Annotated in this window: 13 protein-coding genes and 1 pseudogene; 3 read left to right on the forward strand and 11 right to left on the reverse strand. The window is 64.6% G+C overall.

All coding sequences use genetic code 11. The features are described 5' to 3' along the window. Positions 1-4: 4 nt before the first annotated feature. From GS424_RS14085 to GS424_RS14105, 5 genes are all read right to left on the reverse strand, one after another. On the reverse strand, positions 5-658 hold the full coding sequence (locus GS424_RS14085; RefSeq protein WP_154333183.1) for an HAD family hydrolase: 654 nt from the start codon (positions 656-658) through the stop codon (positions 5-7). Between the two features lie 159 nt (positions 659-817). Continuing rightward, positions 818-2,575, reverse strand: a complete 1,758-nt coding sequence (locus tag GS424_RS14090) for a proline--tRNA ligase (RefSeq protein ID WP_154333182.1) — start codon at positions 2,573-2,575, stop codon at positions 818-820. Beyond that, positions 2,572-3,684: a flavodoxin-dependent (E)-4-hydroxy-3-methylbut-2-enyl-diphosphate synthase gene (gene ispG / locus GS424_RS14095; protein ID WP_160941121.1), complete on the reverse strand. Its 1,113-nt coding sequence runs from the start codon at positions 3,682-3,684 to the stop codon at positions 2,572-2,574. Before ispG ends, GS424_RS14090 begins: the two co-directional genes overlap by 4 nt. 69 nt (positions 3,685-3,753) lie before the next feature. Beyond that, a complete protein-coding gene (locus tag GS424_RS14100; protein WP_160941122.1) occupies positions 3,754-4,848 on the reverse strand; it encodes a site-2 protease family protein in 1,095 nt (364 codons plus the stop codon). A gap of 497 nt (positions 4,849-5,345) precedes the next feature. Then, complete coding sequence (locus tag GS424_RS14105; RefSeq protein ID WP_160941123.1) at positions 5,346-6,923, reverse strand: response regulator transcription factor; 1,578 nt, start codon at positions 6,921-6,923, stop codon at positions 5,346-5,348. 346 nt (positions 6,924-7,269) lie between these two features. On the opposite strand from GS424_RS14105, the gene GS424_RS14110 reads away from it, so the two are divergent. The 3 genes from GS424_RS14110 to GS424_RS14120 all read left to right on the forward strand — a co-directional run bounded on the left by GS424_RS14110 (position 7,270) and on the right by GS424_RS14120 (position 10,882). Then, the gene (locus GS424_RS14110) at positions 7,270-9,096 is read left to right on the forward strand and encodes a molybdopterin-dependent oxidoreductase (RefSeq protein ID WP_244977566.1); all 1,827 of its coding nucleotides are present in this window, start codon (positions 7,270-7,272) and stop codon (positions 9,094-9,096) included. Between the two features lie 18 nt (positions 9,097-9,114). Beyond that, positions 9,115-10,191, forward strand: a complete 1,077-nt coding sequence (locus GS424_RS14115) for a molybdopterin-dependent oxidoreductase (RefSeq protein ID WP_160941125.1) — start codon at positions 9,115-9,117, stop codon at positions 10,189-10,191. A 64-nt stretch (positions 10,192-10,255) separates the two neighbouring features. Further along, positions 10,256-10,882, forward strand: a complete 627-nt coding sequence (locus GS424_RS14120; protein ID WP_160941126.1) for a hypothetical protein — start codon at positions 10,256-10,258, stop codon at positions 10,880-10,882. Positions 10,883-10,885: 3 nt separating this feature from the next. Here the strand turns inward: GS424_RS14120 and rpoN are convergent, their stop codons facing one another. From rpoN to GS424_RS14150, 6 genes and pseudogenes are all read right to left on the reverse strand, one after another. Continuing rightward, complete coding sequence (rpoN, locus tag GS424_RS14125) at positions 10,886-12,175, reverse strand: RNA polymerase factor sigma-54 (RefSeq protein ID WP_160941127.1); 1,290 nt, start codon at positions 12,173-12,175, stop codon at positions 10,886-10,888. A 5-nt stretch (positions 12,176-12,180) separates the two neighbouring features. Beyond that, on the reverse strand, positions 12,181-12,477 hold the full coding sequence (locus GS424_RS14130) for a ferredoxin family protein (RefSeq protein ID WP_160941128.1): 297 nt from the start codon (positions 12,475-12,477) through the stop codon (positions 12,181-12,183). Continuing rightward, positions 12,474-13,769, reverse strand: coding sequence for an FAD-dependent oxidoreductase (locus tag GS424_RS14135; RefSeq protein ID WP_160941129.1), 1,296 nt, complete (start codon positions 13,767-13,769; stop codon positions 12,474-12,476). The genes GS424_RS14130 and GS424_RS14135 overlap by 4 nt, the downstream gene beginning before the upstream one ends. An 18-nt stretch (positions 13,770-13,787) precedes the next feature. Next, complete coding sequence (locus GS424_RS17995) at positions 13,788-14,240, reverse strand: class I adenylate-forming enzyme family protein (RefSeq protein WP_342354569.1); 453 nt, start codon at positions 14,238-14,240, stop codon at positions 13,788-13,790. Further along, positions 14,232-15,344: pseudogene (locus GS424_RS18000) on the reverse strand (class I adenylate-forming enzyme family protein); the annotation flags it as partial. The gene GS424_RS17995 and the pseudogene GS424_RS18000, both read right to left, overlap by 9 nt. 55 nt (positions 15,345-15,399) lie before the next feature. After that, entirely contained in the window at positions 15,400-16,806 is a 1,407-nt protein-coding gene (locus tag GS424_RS14150; protein WP_160941132.1) for an SLC13 family permease, read from the reverse strand. Between the last annotated feature and the right edge of the window lie 5 nt (positions 16,807-16,811).

Raw genomic sequence — 16,811 nt, forward strand, 5'->3', positions numbered from 1 at the left:
TGCGCTAGCAGCCGAGCAGCGGGGGGATTTCGATGCCGTCGGCGCACACGTAGGTGGGGCGCTCGGCCTCGAGCACGACCTGGGGGAACATGCCCCATAGCGCCGCGGCGGTGGCGCAGCCCGCACCGTTGCCCGCCTGCATGTCGAACGGGCTGTCGCCCACGTACAGGCATGTCTCGGGCGCGAGGCCCAGCCGCTCGCAGCCGTGCGCCACGGGGCCGGGGTGCGGCTTGTGCTCCGTCCAGTCGTCGGAGCCGATGAGGAAGTCGAAGTAGCCGGCCAGCTCGAAGCGGTCGAGCCCGCGCATGGCCACCTCGTGGCGCTTCGACGTGACCACGGCCAGCGGGTAGCCGGCCTCCTTGAGCCGCTCGAGCATGGGCACGGTGCCGTCGAACAGCCTGATGAGGTCGTCATGCACCGCGGCGTTGTACTCCCGGTACACGCGGCACAGCTCGTCGTGCACGGCCGGATCGTCCGTGAAGTCCCACATCTGCGTGTTGAGCGGCTGGCCCACCTTCGCCATGAGGCGCTCGTCGGGAACGGACTCGCGCAGCACGGTGCGAGCCGTGTAGCGGAACGTGGTGAGCAGCAGGTCGTGCGTGTCGAGCAACGTCCCGTCGAGATCGAACAGGACGGCTTGCATGGTGCGCGTAGTCATAGGTCCTTCCCTGGTGAATCGTGCCTCATCCCCGTGGCGCGGAGGGTGCGTGCATTGTCGAGCGTCTCCCGCCGCGCCGATCGCATGCCGTTTCCGTCACGAATCGGCGCGACAGCGCTCAACGAACCAAAAGCCCCTCCCCGCGCCATGAAAAGCGGACTACTCGAACAACCCGCCGAACAGGGACAGTTCGGAGCCCCAGACCTTGGCGTTGCGCTGGGAGAACGCGAGCGCGTCGGTGAGGGCCGCCAGCGGGATGTCGCGGCGGGCGCCCGTGCTGCGGCGCTTGATCTCCACCTTCTGCTCGGCCAGGCCGCGCTTGCCCACGATGACCTGCAGCGGCCAGCCGATGAGGTCGGCGTCGGCGAACTTCACGCCGGCACGCTCCTTGCGGTCGTCGATGACCACCTCGAGGCCCAGCTTCGCCAGATCGTTCGCCAGCTTCTCGGCCGCGGGCTGCACCTCGTCATCGCCCACCGTCAGCGGGATGACGCACACGTGCGCCGGCGCAACCGTGAGCGGCCACATGATGCCGTTCTCGTCGTTGTGCTGCTCGACGATGGCGGCCATGGTGCGCGAGACGCCCACGCCGTAGCAGCCCATGAGGAACGGCTGCTCGGAGCCGTCTTCCGCCATGAACGTGGCGCCCATCGCCTTCGAATACTTGTCGCCCAGCTGGAACACCTGCGACACCTCGATGCCGCGCGCACCCTCGAGCGGCAGCCCGCAGGACGGGCAGCTGTCGCCCGGCTGCACGATGCAGAGGTCGGCCCATTCGTCCACCTGGAAGTCCTCGCCCAGCTTGGCGCCCACGTAGTGGTAGCCGTCCTCGTTGGCGCCCACGACCCACTTCGGCACGGCCTGCAGGCTGCGCGCGGCGATGACGTAGGCGGATTCGGGCAGGCCCACGGGGCCCATCGAGCCCTTGTGCAGGCCGAAGGCTTCCATGTCCTCGTCGGTGAGCAGCGTGAAGCCGCCGGCCACGCGCGCGGCCTTCAGCTCGTTGAGCTCGTGGTCGCCCGGCACGAACATGACGACGAGCTTGCCCTCGTCGTTCTTGCCGGACAGGGCCTTCACCGTGGACGATTCGGGGATGTCGAGGAACGCGGCCAGCTCGGCGATGGTGTGCACGTCGGGCGTGGCGATCTTCTCCATCTGCGGCACGTCGTACACGGTGGGGCGCGCCAGGCAGTCGCCGGCCTCGGTGTTGGCGGCGTATCCGCACGTGCAGTGCACGAGCTCGGCCTCACCCGCATCGGCGAGCGCCATGAACTCGCAGGTCACGCTGCCGCCGATTTGGCCGGGGTCGGCCTCGACGGGACGGTAGTCCATGCCCATGCGGTCGCAGATGCGGCCGTACGCCTCGCTCATGTCGTCGTAGGTCTTCTGCAGCGACTCCTGGTCGGCATGGAAGCTGTAGGCGTCCTTCATGATGAACTCGCGGCTGCGCAGCAGGCCGAAGCGCGGGCGGATCTCGTCGCGGAACTTCACCTGGATCTGGTAGAGCGACAGCGGCAGCTCCTTGTAAGAGCGCAGCTCGTTGCGCACGAGCGAGGTGATGAGCTCCTCGTGGGTGGGCCCGAGGCAGAATTCACGGTCGTGGCGATCGACGAGGCGCATGAGCTCGGGGCCGTAGTCGTCCCAACGGCCGCTCTCGTGCCACAGCTCGCCGGGCTGCAGCGCCGGCATCATGATCTCCTGCGCGCCGATGCCGTCCATCTCCTCGCGCACGATGTTCTCCACCTTGGCCAGCACGCGCTTGCCCAGGGGCAGGAACGTGTACACGCCCGACGCCGTCTTGCGGATGAAACCGGCGCGCAGCAGCAGCTTGTGGCTGGCGATTTCCGCATCGGCGGGATCTTCCTTGAGCGTGGGCGCGTAGACCTGGCTCATGCGCATGATATTCGCGTTCGTCATAGCTTTCCTATCTCCTCCATCAAAGCGTCCACGATGGCATTCTCCTCCACCTTGCGGACGACGTTCCCGTGTGAAAACACCACGCCCGACCCCAAACCGCACGCCACGCCGATGTCGGCGTCGGCGGCCTCGCCCGGACCGTTCACCACGCAGCCCATGACGGCCACCTTGAGCGGCTTGTCCAGGTGCGCGATGCGCCCTTCCACCTCGCGCGCGAGCCCGATGAGATCCACCTGGCAGCGCCCGCACGTGGGGCAGCTGATGAGCTCGGCGTTGCGTCGGCGCAGGTCGAGCGCCGCAAGCAGCGTCCAGCACGCGCGGACCTCCTGCACGGGATCGTCCGTGAGCGAGATGCGCAGCGTGTCGCCGATGCCCTCTTCCAGCAAGATGCCCAGGCCGCTGGCGCTTTTGATGACGCCTTGGAACGTCGTGCCGGCCTCGGTGACGCCGATATGCAGCGGCACCTGCGGCAGCTCCTCGCTGAGCAGGCGGTACGTGCGCACCGTGGTCATGACGTCGTGGGCCTTCGCGCTGACCACGAGGTCGTGGAAGCCGCGGCCCTCGCAGTAGCGCACGTAATCGGCGGCCGAGCGCGCCAGCTTCTCGGGCAGCGTGAGGTCATCGCGCGCCGCCAGCTTGTTGTCGAGCGAGCCCGCGTTCACCCCGATGCGTATCGGAATGCCCGCCTCCCCCGCCGCGTCGAGCACGGCGTCGGTTTTGGCGAGCCCCCCGATGTTGCCGGGGTTGATGCGCAGCTTGGCCGCGCCGCGACGGGCCGCCTCGATGGCTATCCCCGAGTCGAAGTGGATGTCGGCGACCACCGGCAGGGGCGACCGCTTGCACACGGCCTCGAACGCGTCGAGGTTCGCGTGGTGCGGGATGGCCATGCGCACGATCTCGCAGCCCGCGTTCGCGAGCGCCTCGATCTGCGCGAGGTTGGCGTCGACGTCGTTGGCCGGCGCGTTCAGCATGGACTGCACGACGACGGGCGCGCCGCCGCCGAGCGGTACGGAGCCCACCATCACGCGGCGGGTAGCCTCATTCGGTTTGGCATGCGTTGCCACAAGGGCCTCCGTTTCAGGGTCGTGGTTGCCAGCGCTTGCGCGCATGGAGGATATTCTAACCCGTAATGGAAGCTTTCGGGCGCATCTGCACCGGGTTTCCGCGGATGAGGCGACCTAGCCGCCGAATCCCGCCCCCGAGATGATGCGCTGGATATCCTGGTTGGCCATGACGAGGAAGAAGCCGATGAACAGGATCATGCCGGCGGCGCTCAGGTAGTTGAGCGCTTTCATGGACACGACCTTGCGCGACACCTTCTGGAACACCTCGATGACGAAGCGGCCGCCGTCGAGGGGCGGGATGGGCAGCAGGTTCATGATGCCGAGCGACACCGAGATGGAGGCCACGAACGAGATGGCGCTGGCCAACCCCATGTCCACCGCCTGCTTCGACATCGCGGCGATGCCGATGACCGACGTCGAGTTCTGCACGACTTCGCCCGCCGTCGACGGGTTGAACAGACCTGCGATAAGCTGCACCACCATGCCGATGTACATGAAGCCCATCTGCACGGCTTCGAGCGGGTTGAGGTTGATGTGCCGGATCTCGCCCGACGTCAATTGCACGTCCACGCCGATGAGGGAGAACAGCACCACGAACAGCAACACGGCGAACAGCAGGTTCACGGCCACGCCGGCCACGAGGATGACGGAGCGCTTCCAGAACGGCAGGCTGCGGTACTGCTGCTTGTACTCGCTCTCGAACAGCGCGTGCGCGTCGGCGACCGGGCGCGCCTGGCCGAGCTCGTAGGGGCGGATGCCCGCATCGAGCTGCTTCCTGGTCGGCTTCACCACCGGAGCACGGTACGTGTTGTACTTGTCCTGCTTGGTGGGGCCGGCGATGCTGCCCCATTCGACGAGCTCGTCGAGCGCCTCGTACGCCTCGTCGTCGGTGATGCCGCAATCGGCGGCGATGTCTTCCATGTTCGCGGTGCCGCGACGGTAGAGCGCGGCGAGCACCGGCTCGAGGTGCGGGCTCATCTCGCCCGGCTCCATGCCGCACACCTTCGCGTAGCCGCCCAGCAAAAAGGGCGTCACGCCGAATTTCGTGCCCCACTTCGTGAAGCCGATGCTGGGCCCCGGAAGCCCCAGCATGAACTCGGTCACGCGCACGCCGAAGGCGCGCGAGGCCAGGTAGTGCCCGCCCTCGTGGATGAACACGAGGAAGCCCAGGATGAGCGTGGCGTAGATGATCATGAGAACGATATCCATATACTCGGTTCCCTTTCGGTTGCGAGGAATGCTTCTTGCGTGCCCCCATTATAGGGAGAAGGGCGCACCGCCATAGCTGCTGCGAACCGATGTGCGAAAAAACTACAAGGGCTGCATGGAGCCCTCGCTTTCGCATTCTCCACCTGGCACCCACGTTCCGCATTCCGCACCCCCGGCTCCGAGGGGAGGGGCGTTGGATCGGCGTTGGATTCGCGGGCGAGGCGCGTGCAATCCGCGTGGGAACCGCGCTGGATCGAGAAGAATCCCTGCTGGATCTGCGCCATGGAAACGTAAGACCAGCTCGCTATACTGAAAGAGCGGGCCCGCGCAATCGAATACCACCAAGAAAAGCCCTCGACGGGCACCCTCCCTCGCTCCTTGGCGCGGAGGAGGTCGCCTCAAAACTAAAACACCCGTTTCCTTATCGCAGTACATTGCGGCAAATGTTTCACGTGAAACAAGCACGCGCCCTTTTGGCGGCCGATTTGGCGGCCGATCTACTCGGCCTCGGTGAGGACGAGGTCCATCATCTCCTGGCGATCGCACACGCCCAGCTTCGCATAGATGTGGCTGACATGGGTTTTCACCGTGCTGGCCGACAGCACGAGCTCCTCCTGGATGAAGGCGCGCGTGCGGCCCTGCGCCAGGAGGCAGAACACCTCGGACTCGCGCGGCGTGAGGCGGTAGTCCACCGCGAGCACCGCGCAGCGATCGGTGATGGAGTCGACGATGCTGGCACCGGCCCCGTCGCTCGCGCGTCCGGACTCGTCGCCCTCGGAGGCGCGCATGCTCACCTGCATCACCTGGAGGGCCTCGGCCTCCTGCAGCTTGCTGTAGCGCTTCGACTCGCGGTACGAGTACAGCATGAGCACCACGATGATGCCGTACGCCGCCAGCACGATGAACGCGCTGTCGATGTCGCCCACGTAGCCCGACAGCAGCACCCAACCGAGCGACACGAGCGCGAACGTCATGCCCCCGATGCCCAGCACCCGAAACGGCGGCATGTCGAGCGCGTCGAGCGCGAGGGCCATCACGCTCCAGAACAGCAGGTACGCGTACGCCTCGTCAACGTGGATGACCACCGCCTGGGCATCGCTCAAAAACGCGAAGTCGCCCGGTTGCTGGATGGCGATGAGGAACAGTCCCGCCACGACCACGACGGCTGCCGGCTGGAACCTGACGGACATGGAAAGCCGCGATGTTTTCACGAACGCGAGGTAGGCGAACACGATGAGACACACGGCCACCGTGAGGAACTCGGACAGCCCCCAGATGGTCTTGATGGGAAACGACGAGTCGCCGCCCCACAGGCCCCAAAAGCTCAGCCGGCGCACGGTGGCCAGCATGATGCCGCCCATGACGATGAGCAGCACGAGGTTGCGCTGGCCGCTCTTCATGAGCACGATGCGGCGCGGCAGCGTGGGCAGCCCGAACGCCGTGTGCTTCCCGGTCTGCGCCGACTCGCCCTTCTCCCCTATGCGCAGACGTCGTCCGGCCTGATCGCGCGCAAGCTCGAACACGAGCGCGTTCGCCATGGGAATGAGCACGGCGAACCCCACCTGCGCCTCGAGCGGAAGCGCCATCGCGCTGAACGACAGGAGCAGCGTCTTCGCCAGCAACCCGGCCACGATGACCCAGACGATGACGGTGAAGGGACGCATGCGCGCAAGCAGCAGGTAGTAGCGCGCCGAGAACCAGAAGTGGCCGAACCCCGACAGGAACACGCCGAGCATGGCCACGAGCATCGGGTCCGCCATCGTCTGGGAGAACGACCAGGCGAACAGGGCGGTGCCCGCCGCCGCGCACAGCGGCACGACGAAGCGCATCGCGCCGTCCCGGGCTTTGATGGCCTGCGGCGCGCACAGGAAGCACAGCGCCACCGCCGCGATGCCGGCCAGCCAGAACAACCGCGGATTCACGACGGCGCTCATGCCGGCCGAAGGAAGCTCGAACCCGATCGAGTGACCCTCGAGCGAGCACCACGTCAGGTTCAAGGCGATCCCCAGCGCGCACAGCAGGTCGCACGGCTCGATGCGTCGCAACGGATTGCCCTTCTCCCACGTATCGCCCACTCCACGACCCTCCTGCTTGACCCCGCGACCTGCCGATTCCCCCGACGCGCCCCTGCGTTTTCTTCATTGTATGTCAAAACCGACCCCCGCACCCTCAAAAGAATGACGCATTGGATCACCTTGCGGGGTTTCCCTTATATCTCCAGGTCAAAACTCCGTTTTGTCTATCGGCCATTTTGGCCGATTTTTTCTAATCCGCCTCCAGGGGCGCAATATCGGCCTCTTGTCCGATGGCGGCGACCCCCGTCATCCCTAGTATGCGAAGCGGCGTGCGAACCGGAGCGGCGGGGCTACCGCTTCGCGCACGCCGCACCGCGAAGGATGAGAAACCGAACGAGAGGAGAGGATGATGTCAACGAAAAGCAAGCTTGTCGGGCTGAGCGTATGCCTCGCCTGCGGCCTATTCGCCGCAGCGGGCTGCACGCCGCAAGGCGCGACGGGCGCCGACGACGCGCAAGGGTCGGGCGACGCCGGCACGTCGGCGCCCGCATCGACGACGGAGACGCGCACCTACACCGACGAGCAGCAAGCGATCATCGAAGGCGAGGAGGGGGACACCGTCTACGGCGACATCGACGCCGACGCCTTCCCCGGCAAGGACTACATCGACCGCCTGTACGACAAGTGGGCCGACATCGCCGTGGAGTACGCGCCCGAGATCCGCACCCTGCCCGACGGGCGCATGGTGCAGCGCACCCCGAGCGAGTACCAGATCGAGGCCGGCACCTGGCAGACGCAGGCCGAGACGAACTCGCACAACACGTACTGGCTCGATGCCGACAACAAGGGATGCGGCTCGTGCCATGTCGACCTGTCGACGATGATCAAGAACAGCGCCTTCGAGCATCCCACCGTCTGGAACGACGAGCTGAACAACCAGATGACCGTGCAGGAATGCATCGACTGCCACCGCTACGCGCCGGGCTACATCACCGTGCCGCAGGACTTCGGCACCCTCATGCACAGCGTGCATATGGGCTCGCGCAACAAGGCGGAGTTCGAGGACGCCTACGATGGAACCTGCATGAGCTGCCACAACGCCACCGAGAACGGCGCGGGCATGGAGATGTGGGACCTCGTCAAATACGATCGCCTCTGGGGCCTCGTCGACGTCGCGGCCGAGGACCTGACCGCAACCGAGTTCTCGTTCGAACAGGAGACGACCCAGTCCGACGTCTTTTCGTTCGAATGGATGCACGGCTACTTCGATCAGATGCGCCACGGAGCCGAAATCGCCGACACGAACCTTCCGCAAAGCCTGTTCGACTCGTGGGAGATCACCATCGAAGGCAACGTGGGCGCACCCTACACCGCCCTGCTGAAGGACCTCGTCGCCGAGGCCGAGCAGGAAGGCGTCGTGGTCACCAAGAATTCCAAGCTGGTGTGCAACTGGAACATGGTGGGCGGCGGAGGCATCTCCAACGCCAACATCACGGGCATCCCCGTCAGCTGGCTCGTCGAGAAGGCCGACGGCTATACCGACGGCTCGAACGGCGTGCGCGTGATGCGTGCCGACGGCACGTCGAAGCGCTCGTTCTCGCTGGACAAGCTCAACGACGGCGAGGCGCTGCTCGTGTACAAGATGGACGGCGAGTACCTGGGCGCCAAGCAGGGCTTCCCGTGCACGAACTGGGTGGAAGGCGTGGACGCGCAGGTGTGCTCCAAGCAGGTGGACCGTTACGTGGTGGCCAGCGACTGCCCCGACTTCACCGACTGGCAGTACCTGTTCGACCATCATGACGGCAGCCCGAACGGCTGGTTCAACGAAGAGGGCGTGATCGTGAACCGTCCCAACGCCACCATCCTCGACGTGCCGGAAGGCCTCATCGTCGAAACCGGCAAACCGTACACCTTCCACGGCTACGCCGACGCGTACAACGAGGAGATCGACTACCTGGAGTTCTCGTTCGACAACGGCGAGACCTGGACGAAATACGAAGTGGACGGCTCCGACCCGAACAAGGTGGTGTGGTGGAACCTCACCTGGACGCCGCCCGAGCACGGCGCGTACACGGTGACCGTGCGCGCGGCAACCGTCGAGGGCAGCCAAAGCTACCAGACGCACACCGTGATGGTGAACGCGAAGGACGAGATGCCGAACGTCGAGGACACCGTGGTGTACGACACCACCGGCCTCGTCAAGGTCGCCGACGCGGACAAGACCGCCGAGTAGAGGAAAGGAGCAAATCGCATGAAGACTTCTCAAAAAGTGCTGTCGAGCGTGGCCGGATCGATGCTGTTGGTGTCCGGCGCGGGCGCGGCCCTCGCGAACCTGCAGCCGAACGTGGCCCAGGCCGACGAAAGCGCCGAACCCGCCGGCGCCGTGCACGAAGCGGGCGATTACACGATACGGTCCGCATGGCTCGACGCCGCGGAAAGCGACTACGTGCGCGTTGCCAACGTGGAGGGCTCGTTCGCGTTCAACCAGCTGGGCACCACCCCCAACGACGAGTTGTTCAACGTGTTCGGAACCGCGGTGCTGTCCATGTGCTCGAAGCCCGCCCCCGAGCTGGTGGATGCGGGCGAAGGGACCGCGAACTTCTACGTGAACGTCTCGGGCAACATGAGGCAATCGCTGAGCTTGGACGTGTCCGAGCTCGACGGCGAGCAGGGCGTGCTCATGGGCTGCTCGTGCATGACCGGCTCGCCTCTGGGTCAGGCTTACGTCGTGGGCGTGCCGCTGGCCTCCGTGGTGGAGATGGCCGACCTCGAGGACGGCGTGAACACCATCACCGCCTACGGCGCGGACGGCTTCGGCCAGCCGCTGCCGCTGCGCTACGCGCTCGAGAAGAACGCGCTGCTCGTGTACCAGGTGAACGGCCAGGAGCTGCGTTCCGAAGCCGGTTCGTCGCTGCAGCTGTGGATGCCCGAGACGGTGGCGAACTACTTCACGCGCAACATCGTGGAGATCCAGCTGACGCGCGAGGACAGCGAGCCCGAGGTGCAGCAGGTGGACCCGTGCTACCGCAACAAGATCAACATCGCGAACGACGCCGACGGCTGCCGGTTCGCGGCGGGCGACCAGATCACCTTCGAAGGCGTGGCCGACGACCTGGGAAGCCCCATCGAAGCCGTGGAGTTCTCCTTCGACGGCGGATCGACCTGGACGTCGTGCGCGACCGACGGCGCCACGGCCGACAAGTGGGTGAATTGGAGCTTCACCACGTCGTTCGAGGACGCAGGCGATTACCGGATGATCGCGCGCGCCAAGACGGCCGACGGAGCGGTGTCCCCTCTCACCGCCTCGCTCGACTTCAGCGTGCAGTAACGCGGTCCGGTGCAGGGGCCGCGCGGCCCCTGCACCCCCCCCTCAGGAGGAAAGGAAGAATGCGATGAAAACGAACCGACTCGCGGCGCCGATAGCCTTCGCGCTTGCCGCCGCTTGCGCGCTGGGGGCGCTCTCGTGCGCCGGATGCGCCGCATCGGCCGTCGACGAGGCGGCCGATGCGGCGGCCGGCACGAACGAAACGGCTTCCGCGAGCGACGCGGCAGGGCGCACCCTGCTGCTGCCCGATTGGTACTTCAACAACACGAGCGACGACGACGTGATCGAGATCCTGTTGAACGCGGGCTGCACGAGCGCCGAACGCTCGCACGATTCCTTCGCCGTGACCATGCCCGAAGCCTACGCCGAAGCGTTCGTGGCCGGCATGAAGAGCGAGGTGCAGGATATCGTCGACGAGCTGAGCGCCGAGGCCGAGGCGCTGGGCGCGACGCTCGCAGCCGACGACGGCTTCGCCACCATCACGCTCACGATGCCCAGCGATGCGTACGCCGGATCCGACGGCAGCGCCTTGGCGCTCGACGCGCAGGCGGCGGCCGCGGCGGCCTACGTGTACCGCAGCGCTGCCGACCTGGGCCCCTGCGAAGCGGTGGTAATCGACGAAACCGGCGCCGAACTCGCCCGCGCCGCCCTCCCCGACGACCACGAAAAGCTCCTCGCAAGCAACGAGGAGTAGGAACTACCGATACCGGCGTTCGGAGGCAGGGGGGATGCCGAGCTCTTGTCGATAGCGCGCGACGGTCCTCCGAGAAAGATCGACGCCGCGGCGGGCGAACTCTTCGACGATCTTCTGATCGCTCAACGGCTTGGAACGCTGCTCGCCAGCCACGATATCGCGCAGCATCATGTGCGGATCGCCGCTTGCCGCAGGACGCTCTATGGCCGATTGAGAGAACAACGATCTGAACGGGAGAACGCCCCAACGGCATTGCACGTACGACCCTTTGACCGCTCGGCTTACGGTGGACACGCTGAGTTCCAAGTCCTTGGCAACCTGACTCATGGTCAGCCCCTCCAGGTAACGGGCTCCTAACGAGAAGAACGCTTTCTGCCTGCGCACGACGCACTCGGTAATGGTCAGCATCAGCTCGCGTCGCTGCTTCAAGCTCGCACGCAGCCCGTACGCTTGTCGGTATTTTGCCTCCACCCATGCTTCCGCGCCCCGATCGGCGCCCTCCCGCACGGTCAACCTATACGCCCCATCGAGACGCACGTCGTATCCCCCGGCCGGCCCCAACCCGATCTCGAACCCCGCTTCGGTTTCTTCCACGATCACGTCGGCGAGAACGTACTGGGTCCGTTCAACGACGAACATCGATCCCGGGCGCGGATCGAGCCCGCGAATGAGGCGCAGCGCTTCGACCACCTCCTCACGCGTCGCGTCGGGAAAAGCCCGTTCAAGTTCGAACACCCTGTTTTTCGCAAGAAGCGCCACATGATCGCGGACGATGGATTCCGCCAGCCACGCATCGTGCGAGAGCGCGCGCAGTTGGAGCAGCAAGCTTTCCTGCACCGTGCGCGCACCGATACCGTGAGGCTCGAGGGAATGGAGGAGCTTCAGCATATCGACGAACGTCGGACGATCGATCCCGACGCCTCGCGCTGCCTGTTCGGCAGATTGCGGCAAGAATCCGTTCTCGTCGATCATCCCGATCAGGTAGCGCAGCGCGCTCAGCTCCTCGCACGAGAGCCTTTCGGTATTCACTTGGCTGAGCAGGAAATCCTCCTTATCGGGCGTCTCCGCATCGACGAGCTCCTCGTCGATGCCAAGCGCGCCCGCCCCCGAGCGCGCCCCGCCGAACACGCCCACTTCGACAGCGGGGCGCACAACCTCGATCACCGGATTCTCGAGCGCGACCTCATCGAGGTACGCGCCCAGCTCGGTCGCCGTCATGGCAAGCATATTCATCGTCTGCACGTGGCGCTGCGACAAACCGAGTTTTTGGGTGATGTGCTGGGACTGCTTCATGACGCCTAGCCGAACCGGTACTCCACGCCCATCGTAGGCCGAGGATTCTGCCACCTCTCGACGATGGTGTCGCCACATGCGATGCGGCAGGTGCCGCACTCGAGGCATCCGGCGTAGTCAAAGGACTGAGCGCCCGACTCGTCCACCTTGTAGAGGGCTGCGGGGCAGACCAAAACGAGTTTTCTGAATTCCGCATCGGAGGGATTGTCGACAAGCGCAATGTGCGCGTTCTCTTCATCGACTTCGTACTTGTTGAGTGCCAGATACTCGTCGACGTTCACCGTGATTTCGATTTCGCTCATAAGGCCTTCATCGCCCCTCTCGCATCCTTGAGCAGGTTCATCATGCCGATCCGCTTCACGATGGGCATCAAGCCCGTCTTCAGAGGCTTGACCGGCGCACCATCCACGATGAACAGCTGATCCATGAGGTCGCATACCATTTCGGGATACCCCGAGAACATGCGGTCGAATCCCTCCATGAACGCAGGAACTCGAGAGAATTGCCGCAAGTCCTTCAACACGAAGCTGGCTTCAAGCGCCGCCTCGTACCCCGAAAGAGCGAGCGCGCTTGTATCGCCGCGATCGAGCGCCTTGGCGGCTTCGCGCCCCGCGTGCATGCCCGCCGCGATAGCGTAGTCCATGCCGCGCACCTGATAGCCGAGGTTCACGCACATCATGGCGCTCTCTCCTGCCAGCATCACGCCGTCGCCGACGAGTTTCGGCATGATGGCGAGACCGCCCTCCGGAACCATGTGACCCGAATGCTCTACGACCTTTCCGTCCTTGATCAGGGGGGCCACGGCAGGATGCCTTTTCAGATCCTCCAGCATCCGGCACACCGACACCGAACCGCGCTCCATCGTAGCCTCGATTCCTGCGACCACGCCGATCGAAACCGATGCGCGGTTCGTGTACACGAAGCCGCCTCCGAACGAGCCATGCGTGGAATAGCCGCTGAACAGCCACGCTGCACCTTCGTCGTCGGATCCTCCCAGCGCGCGATCGGTGATAACGCGCTCGGGCACTTCCACTACCTGCTTGACGCCGACGGCCACGGCGCTTGCAGGCGGACGCTCGGCACCCACCGCCTGTGCGGTCAACAGCGAGTTGACGCCATCGCAAAGCAGCACGACATCCGCCGTGATCTCGTCTTCACCCGCTCGCACACCGCATACGCGGCCGACGTCGTCCTTGATGAGCGACTCCACCGCGATGCCGCAGATGTACTCAGCACCGGCCTCTTCGGCTTTCGAGGCAAGCCATTGATCGAACGGCGCGCGCAGCACCGCATACGACTCCTGGCCTTTCGCACCCATCGCTCGGCTCGTGAAGTCCACCGTGAAGTTCGCGTCTTCGGTGATCATCGAGATACGCTCATGCGCGATGCGACGCTCGAGCGGAGCTTCTTCTCGAAAATCGGGAAACACCTGTTCGAGTGAGTGCGTGTAGAGGCGTCCACCCGTCATGTTCTTGGCTCCGGCGAAGGCGCCGCGCTCGATCACCAGCACGCTTCTGCCCGCTTTCGCAAGTTCGTGCGCCGCCACCGAACCTGCGCATCCCGAGCCCACGACGATCGCGTCGAAATCTGCCATGCCCTAGTCCTTTCCATTCTATCCATGCAGCGGCGAGAACAGCGATCTGCCCTGCGCGCGCAGCTTTCCTTTTTGAACCTTCCCCACGCTGTTGACGGGAAGCTCGTCGACGACGGCCCAATAGCGGGGCTTCTTGAATCCCGGCAACCGACCTTCGCACAACGTCACCACGTCGTCGGCTGTCAGCGTCGCCCCCGGCACAAGCTTGAAAGCGGCGGCGATGCCCTCCTCGTACCGCTCGTCGCGCACGCCGACGACGGCACAGTCTTCGACGGAAGGGTGCTGCAGCAGCACCCGCTCCACCTCGAGCGCGTACACGTTCTCCCCTCCAGTTTTGATCATGTCCTTCTTGCGGTCGACCAGGTAGTAGAACCCACGCGCATCACGTTTCAGCATGTCGCCCGTCTTAAGCCATCCATCGACGAACGGTTCGTCAAGCTCCCCCATCCCCAGATACCCCCCGAACACCATGGGCGATCGCACAAGCGCCTCGCCCACGCTTCCATCCGACACGTCGAATCCCTGCTCATCGACCAGGCGAATCTCCACCAAAGGATTCACCGAGCCCACGGTGCACACCAGCTCGGGGTCGCGTTCGATCTCTTCACGACTCACCGCCTCACCCGTCAACGAGCACGCCTCGGTCGAACCCCACGAAAATCTCAAGCTCGCATTCGGAAACAGCATGAACGCGATGCGCGCATAACTCAGATCGCAACGGCCCGCCGATATGAGCACCTGGCGCACGCTTGAAAGGTCGTAGGAGCGCCATCGTTCGAAAGCGGCCAGACGACCGTACACCACCGGAGGAACCAACATCACTTGCGTCGCCCGGTACCGCTCGATCAAGTCGAGCACCGCCGACGGGTCGAGCCGCTCTGCGAGCACGAGCGTGCCGGCAAGGGCCGCCATCTTGAGCACGCAAAGCAATCCCGCCGTGTGATACAGCGGAGACGCCGTCACCATCACTTCGTCGCGCGATGCGCCATCGCCCATCGCCAGCACGAGCGCGTGATCGCGCACCATACGCTGCGTGCGCACCACGCCCTTCGGCTCCCCCGTCGTGCCGCTCGTGAAGAGGACGACGGACTCATCGTCCTCTTCCACATCGACGTCGGGCCGCTCGGACGACCCGCAAGCAAGCAGGTCGTCCTACGACACGGCTTCGAGCGAATCGGTCGCAGGCGACGTTTCCACAATCAGCAACTCAAGCTCGCTCGTCGCCGCCACGCTCTGCGCCGCCGCCGTGAAGCGGGCGGCGCAGAACATCACCTCGCACATCGCCAACTCTACATGACGCACGATCTCCTCAGGAAGCAGGCGCGTGTTCAAGGGCATCGGAACCGCCCCCAACCGTTGGCAGGCGTACCAAATCAGCGCCCATTCGATGGAATTGTGCCACAGCACAGCTACCCGCATCCCCTTGCGCACCCCCTTCGTCGCAAGCGCTTGAGCTAGCCAGGTGGCGCGCCCATCGAGCTCCTTCCACGTGAGCGCGCCTTTCCCCGTAGCGACGGCAAGCCGATCGGGATAACAGGTCGCATTTCTTGTCAGAAAATAGTCGACTTGAAACATCCATTCCACTTCCCCTGCTAATACGTCATCGATTTCCCCAAAACGACACGCGTTCTCAAATCGTCCAGATACCCATTGCCTGCCATGCGAAGTACGAGATGAACGATGCCGCCAACGCGATAGCGCAGTACACGAAGCAGTACTTCGTCGTGGCCCCTTCCGTAACCCATCCTTCGCCAGCGCTGTGGATGGCGGTCAGGTACACCGAGCTTTGATAGGGCAAGAACCATACGATTACGAAGGCGTTCATGATGAAACCAACGATCCAGGGGTTCACACCTGCCGCAATGGCGAGCGGGAACAAAAACGCGGTGAATACCGACAGGTACCCGATTTCCGACAGGATGAGGAAGCGCACCACGATGGTGAGCACCGCAAGACCCGCGATCATGAGGAACGGGTTGCTGAAGAACATCGACGTATACGGGCCGACCGCCGCGACAAGCCAATCGGTGACGCCGACGGCGGGCAGCACGGTGGACAAGCTGACGGCGCAACCGATGAAGATAAGCGAATCCCAAGCCACGTTCGAGCGCCACTTCTTGATGGGCAAGATATCGAACGCGAGCGCTGCGACGAGCGCGAACAGCGCGGCAGCGTACTCGGGAACGCCCAGCTGGCTCTTGAACACCCACAGAAGGATGGTGACGATCATGACGACGCCCATGATCTTCTCCTTCTTCGTCCACGCGCCCAACTCCTTCAGGCGCTGGTCGAGGAAGCTTACGTCAAGCTTGTTTCCCGAAGCCGGACGATACCGGCGGCTGATGAAGAGATAGTTGCCGACGAACATGAGGATGAGCCACGGTGCGGCGCACAGCGCCCAGGTGACCATCGTGTACTGCTCTTGGATCTCGGGCGAGTACATGCCCACGAGCGCCGCCGTGGTCACCGACGCGGTGATGAACATGGCAGGGGAAAAGCAGGTCGCCGCGTAGTACGACAGGAACAGGCCGGTTGCCTCCTTGCCTTCGTTCTTGTAGCCCATGGCCTCGCTGATGCCGCGTGTAAGCGGCGAGAGGATGGAGCATTTGGCGGCCTTGCTGGGAATGATGGGGGCCGTGATGGTGGTCACTGCGGAAAGCCCCAACACTTGCCCCTTGTAGCTTTTCGGGAACAGCCTCAACAGCAGGATGGAGATGCGCTCGAGCAGACCGCACTCCTTGATGGCCGCCCCCAGGCCGAACGCGGCAACAAGCAGCCAGAACGTCGAACCCGAAAAAGCCGACAGCGAGGTGTCGATAGGCACTTTCGCCACCACGATGAACAGCATGCTCATGAGGATGGCCGTGGCCGCCTCGGGCAGCACCCCGCCCGCCCAAAGGATGACGGCACCCAGCAGGATACCGAGCACCTGCATGCTCGACGCTTCAAGCCCTCCCGGCGGAGGAACGAGCGCGAGCCCCACCCCCGCCACGATCGCAACGACGAGAAACGCGATCTTCTTCACTGAGAATTCCATTGCAT

Origin of the sequence: Eggerthella guodeyinii (assembly GCF_009834925.2) — a bacterium.
Lineage (GTDB): Bacteria > Actinomycetota > Coriobacteriia > Coriobacteriales > Eggerthellaceae > Eggerthella > Eggerthella guodeyinii.

Excerpts from the sequence above, each read along its gene's own strand:
- rpoN (WP_160941127.1), bottom strand. The coding sequence starts at position 12,175 with ATGAAGCAGTCCCAGCACATCACCCAAAAACTCGGTTTGTCGCAGCGC.
- GS424_RS14135 (WP_160941129.1), bottom strand. The coding sequence starts at position 13,769 with ATGGCAGATTTCGACGCGATCGTCGTGGGCTCGGGATGCGCAGGTTCG.
- GS424_RS14120 (WP_160941126.1), top strand. The coding sequence starts at position 10,256 with ATGAAAACGAACCGACTCGCGGCGCCGATAGCCTTCGCGCTTGCCGCC.
- GS424_RS14115 (WP_160941125.1), top strand. The coding sequence starts at position 9,115 with ATGAAGACTTCTCAAAAAGTGCTGTCGAGCGTGGCCGGATCGATGCTG.
- GS424_RS17995 (WP_342354569.1), bottom strand. The coding sequence starts at position 14,240 with ATGGTGTTCGGGGGGTATCTGGGGATGGGGGAGCTTGACGAACCGTTC.
- GS424_RS14110 (WP_244977566.1), top strand. The coding sequence starts at position 7,270 with ATGATGTCAACGAAAAGCAAGCTTGTCGGGCTGAGCGTATGCCTCGCC.
- GS424_RS14085 (WP_154333183.1), bottom strand. The coding sequence starts at position 658 with ATGACTACGCGCACCATGCAAGCCGTCCTGTTCGATCTCGACGGGACG.
- GS424_RS14100 (WP_160941122.1), bottom strand. The coding sequence starts at position 4,848 with ATGGATATCGTTCTCATGATCATCTACGCCACGCTCATCCTGGGCTTC.
- ispG (WP_160941121.1), bottom strand. The coding sequence starts at position 3,684 with ATGCGCGCAAGCGCTGGCAACCACGACCCTGAAACGGAGGCCCTTGTG.
- GS424_RS14150 (WP_160941132.1), bottom strand. The coding sequence starts at position 16,806 with ATGGAATTCTCAGTGAAGAAGATCGCGTTTCTCGTCGTTGCGATCGTG.
- GS424_RS14130 (WP_160941128.1), bottom strand. The coding sequence starts at position 12,477 with ATGAGCGAAATCGAAATCACGGTGAACGTCGACGAGTATCTGGCACTC.
- GS424_RS14090 (WP_154333182.1), bottom strand. The coding sequence starts at position 2,575 with ATGACGAACGCGAATATCATGCGCATGAGCCAGGTCTACGCGCCCACG.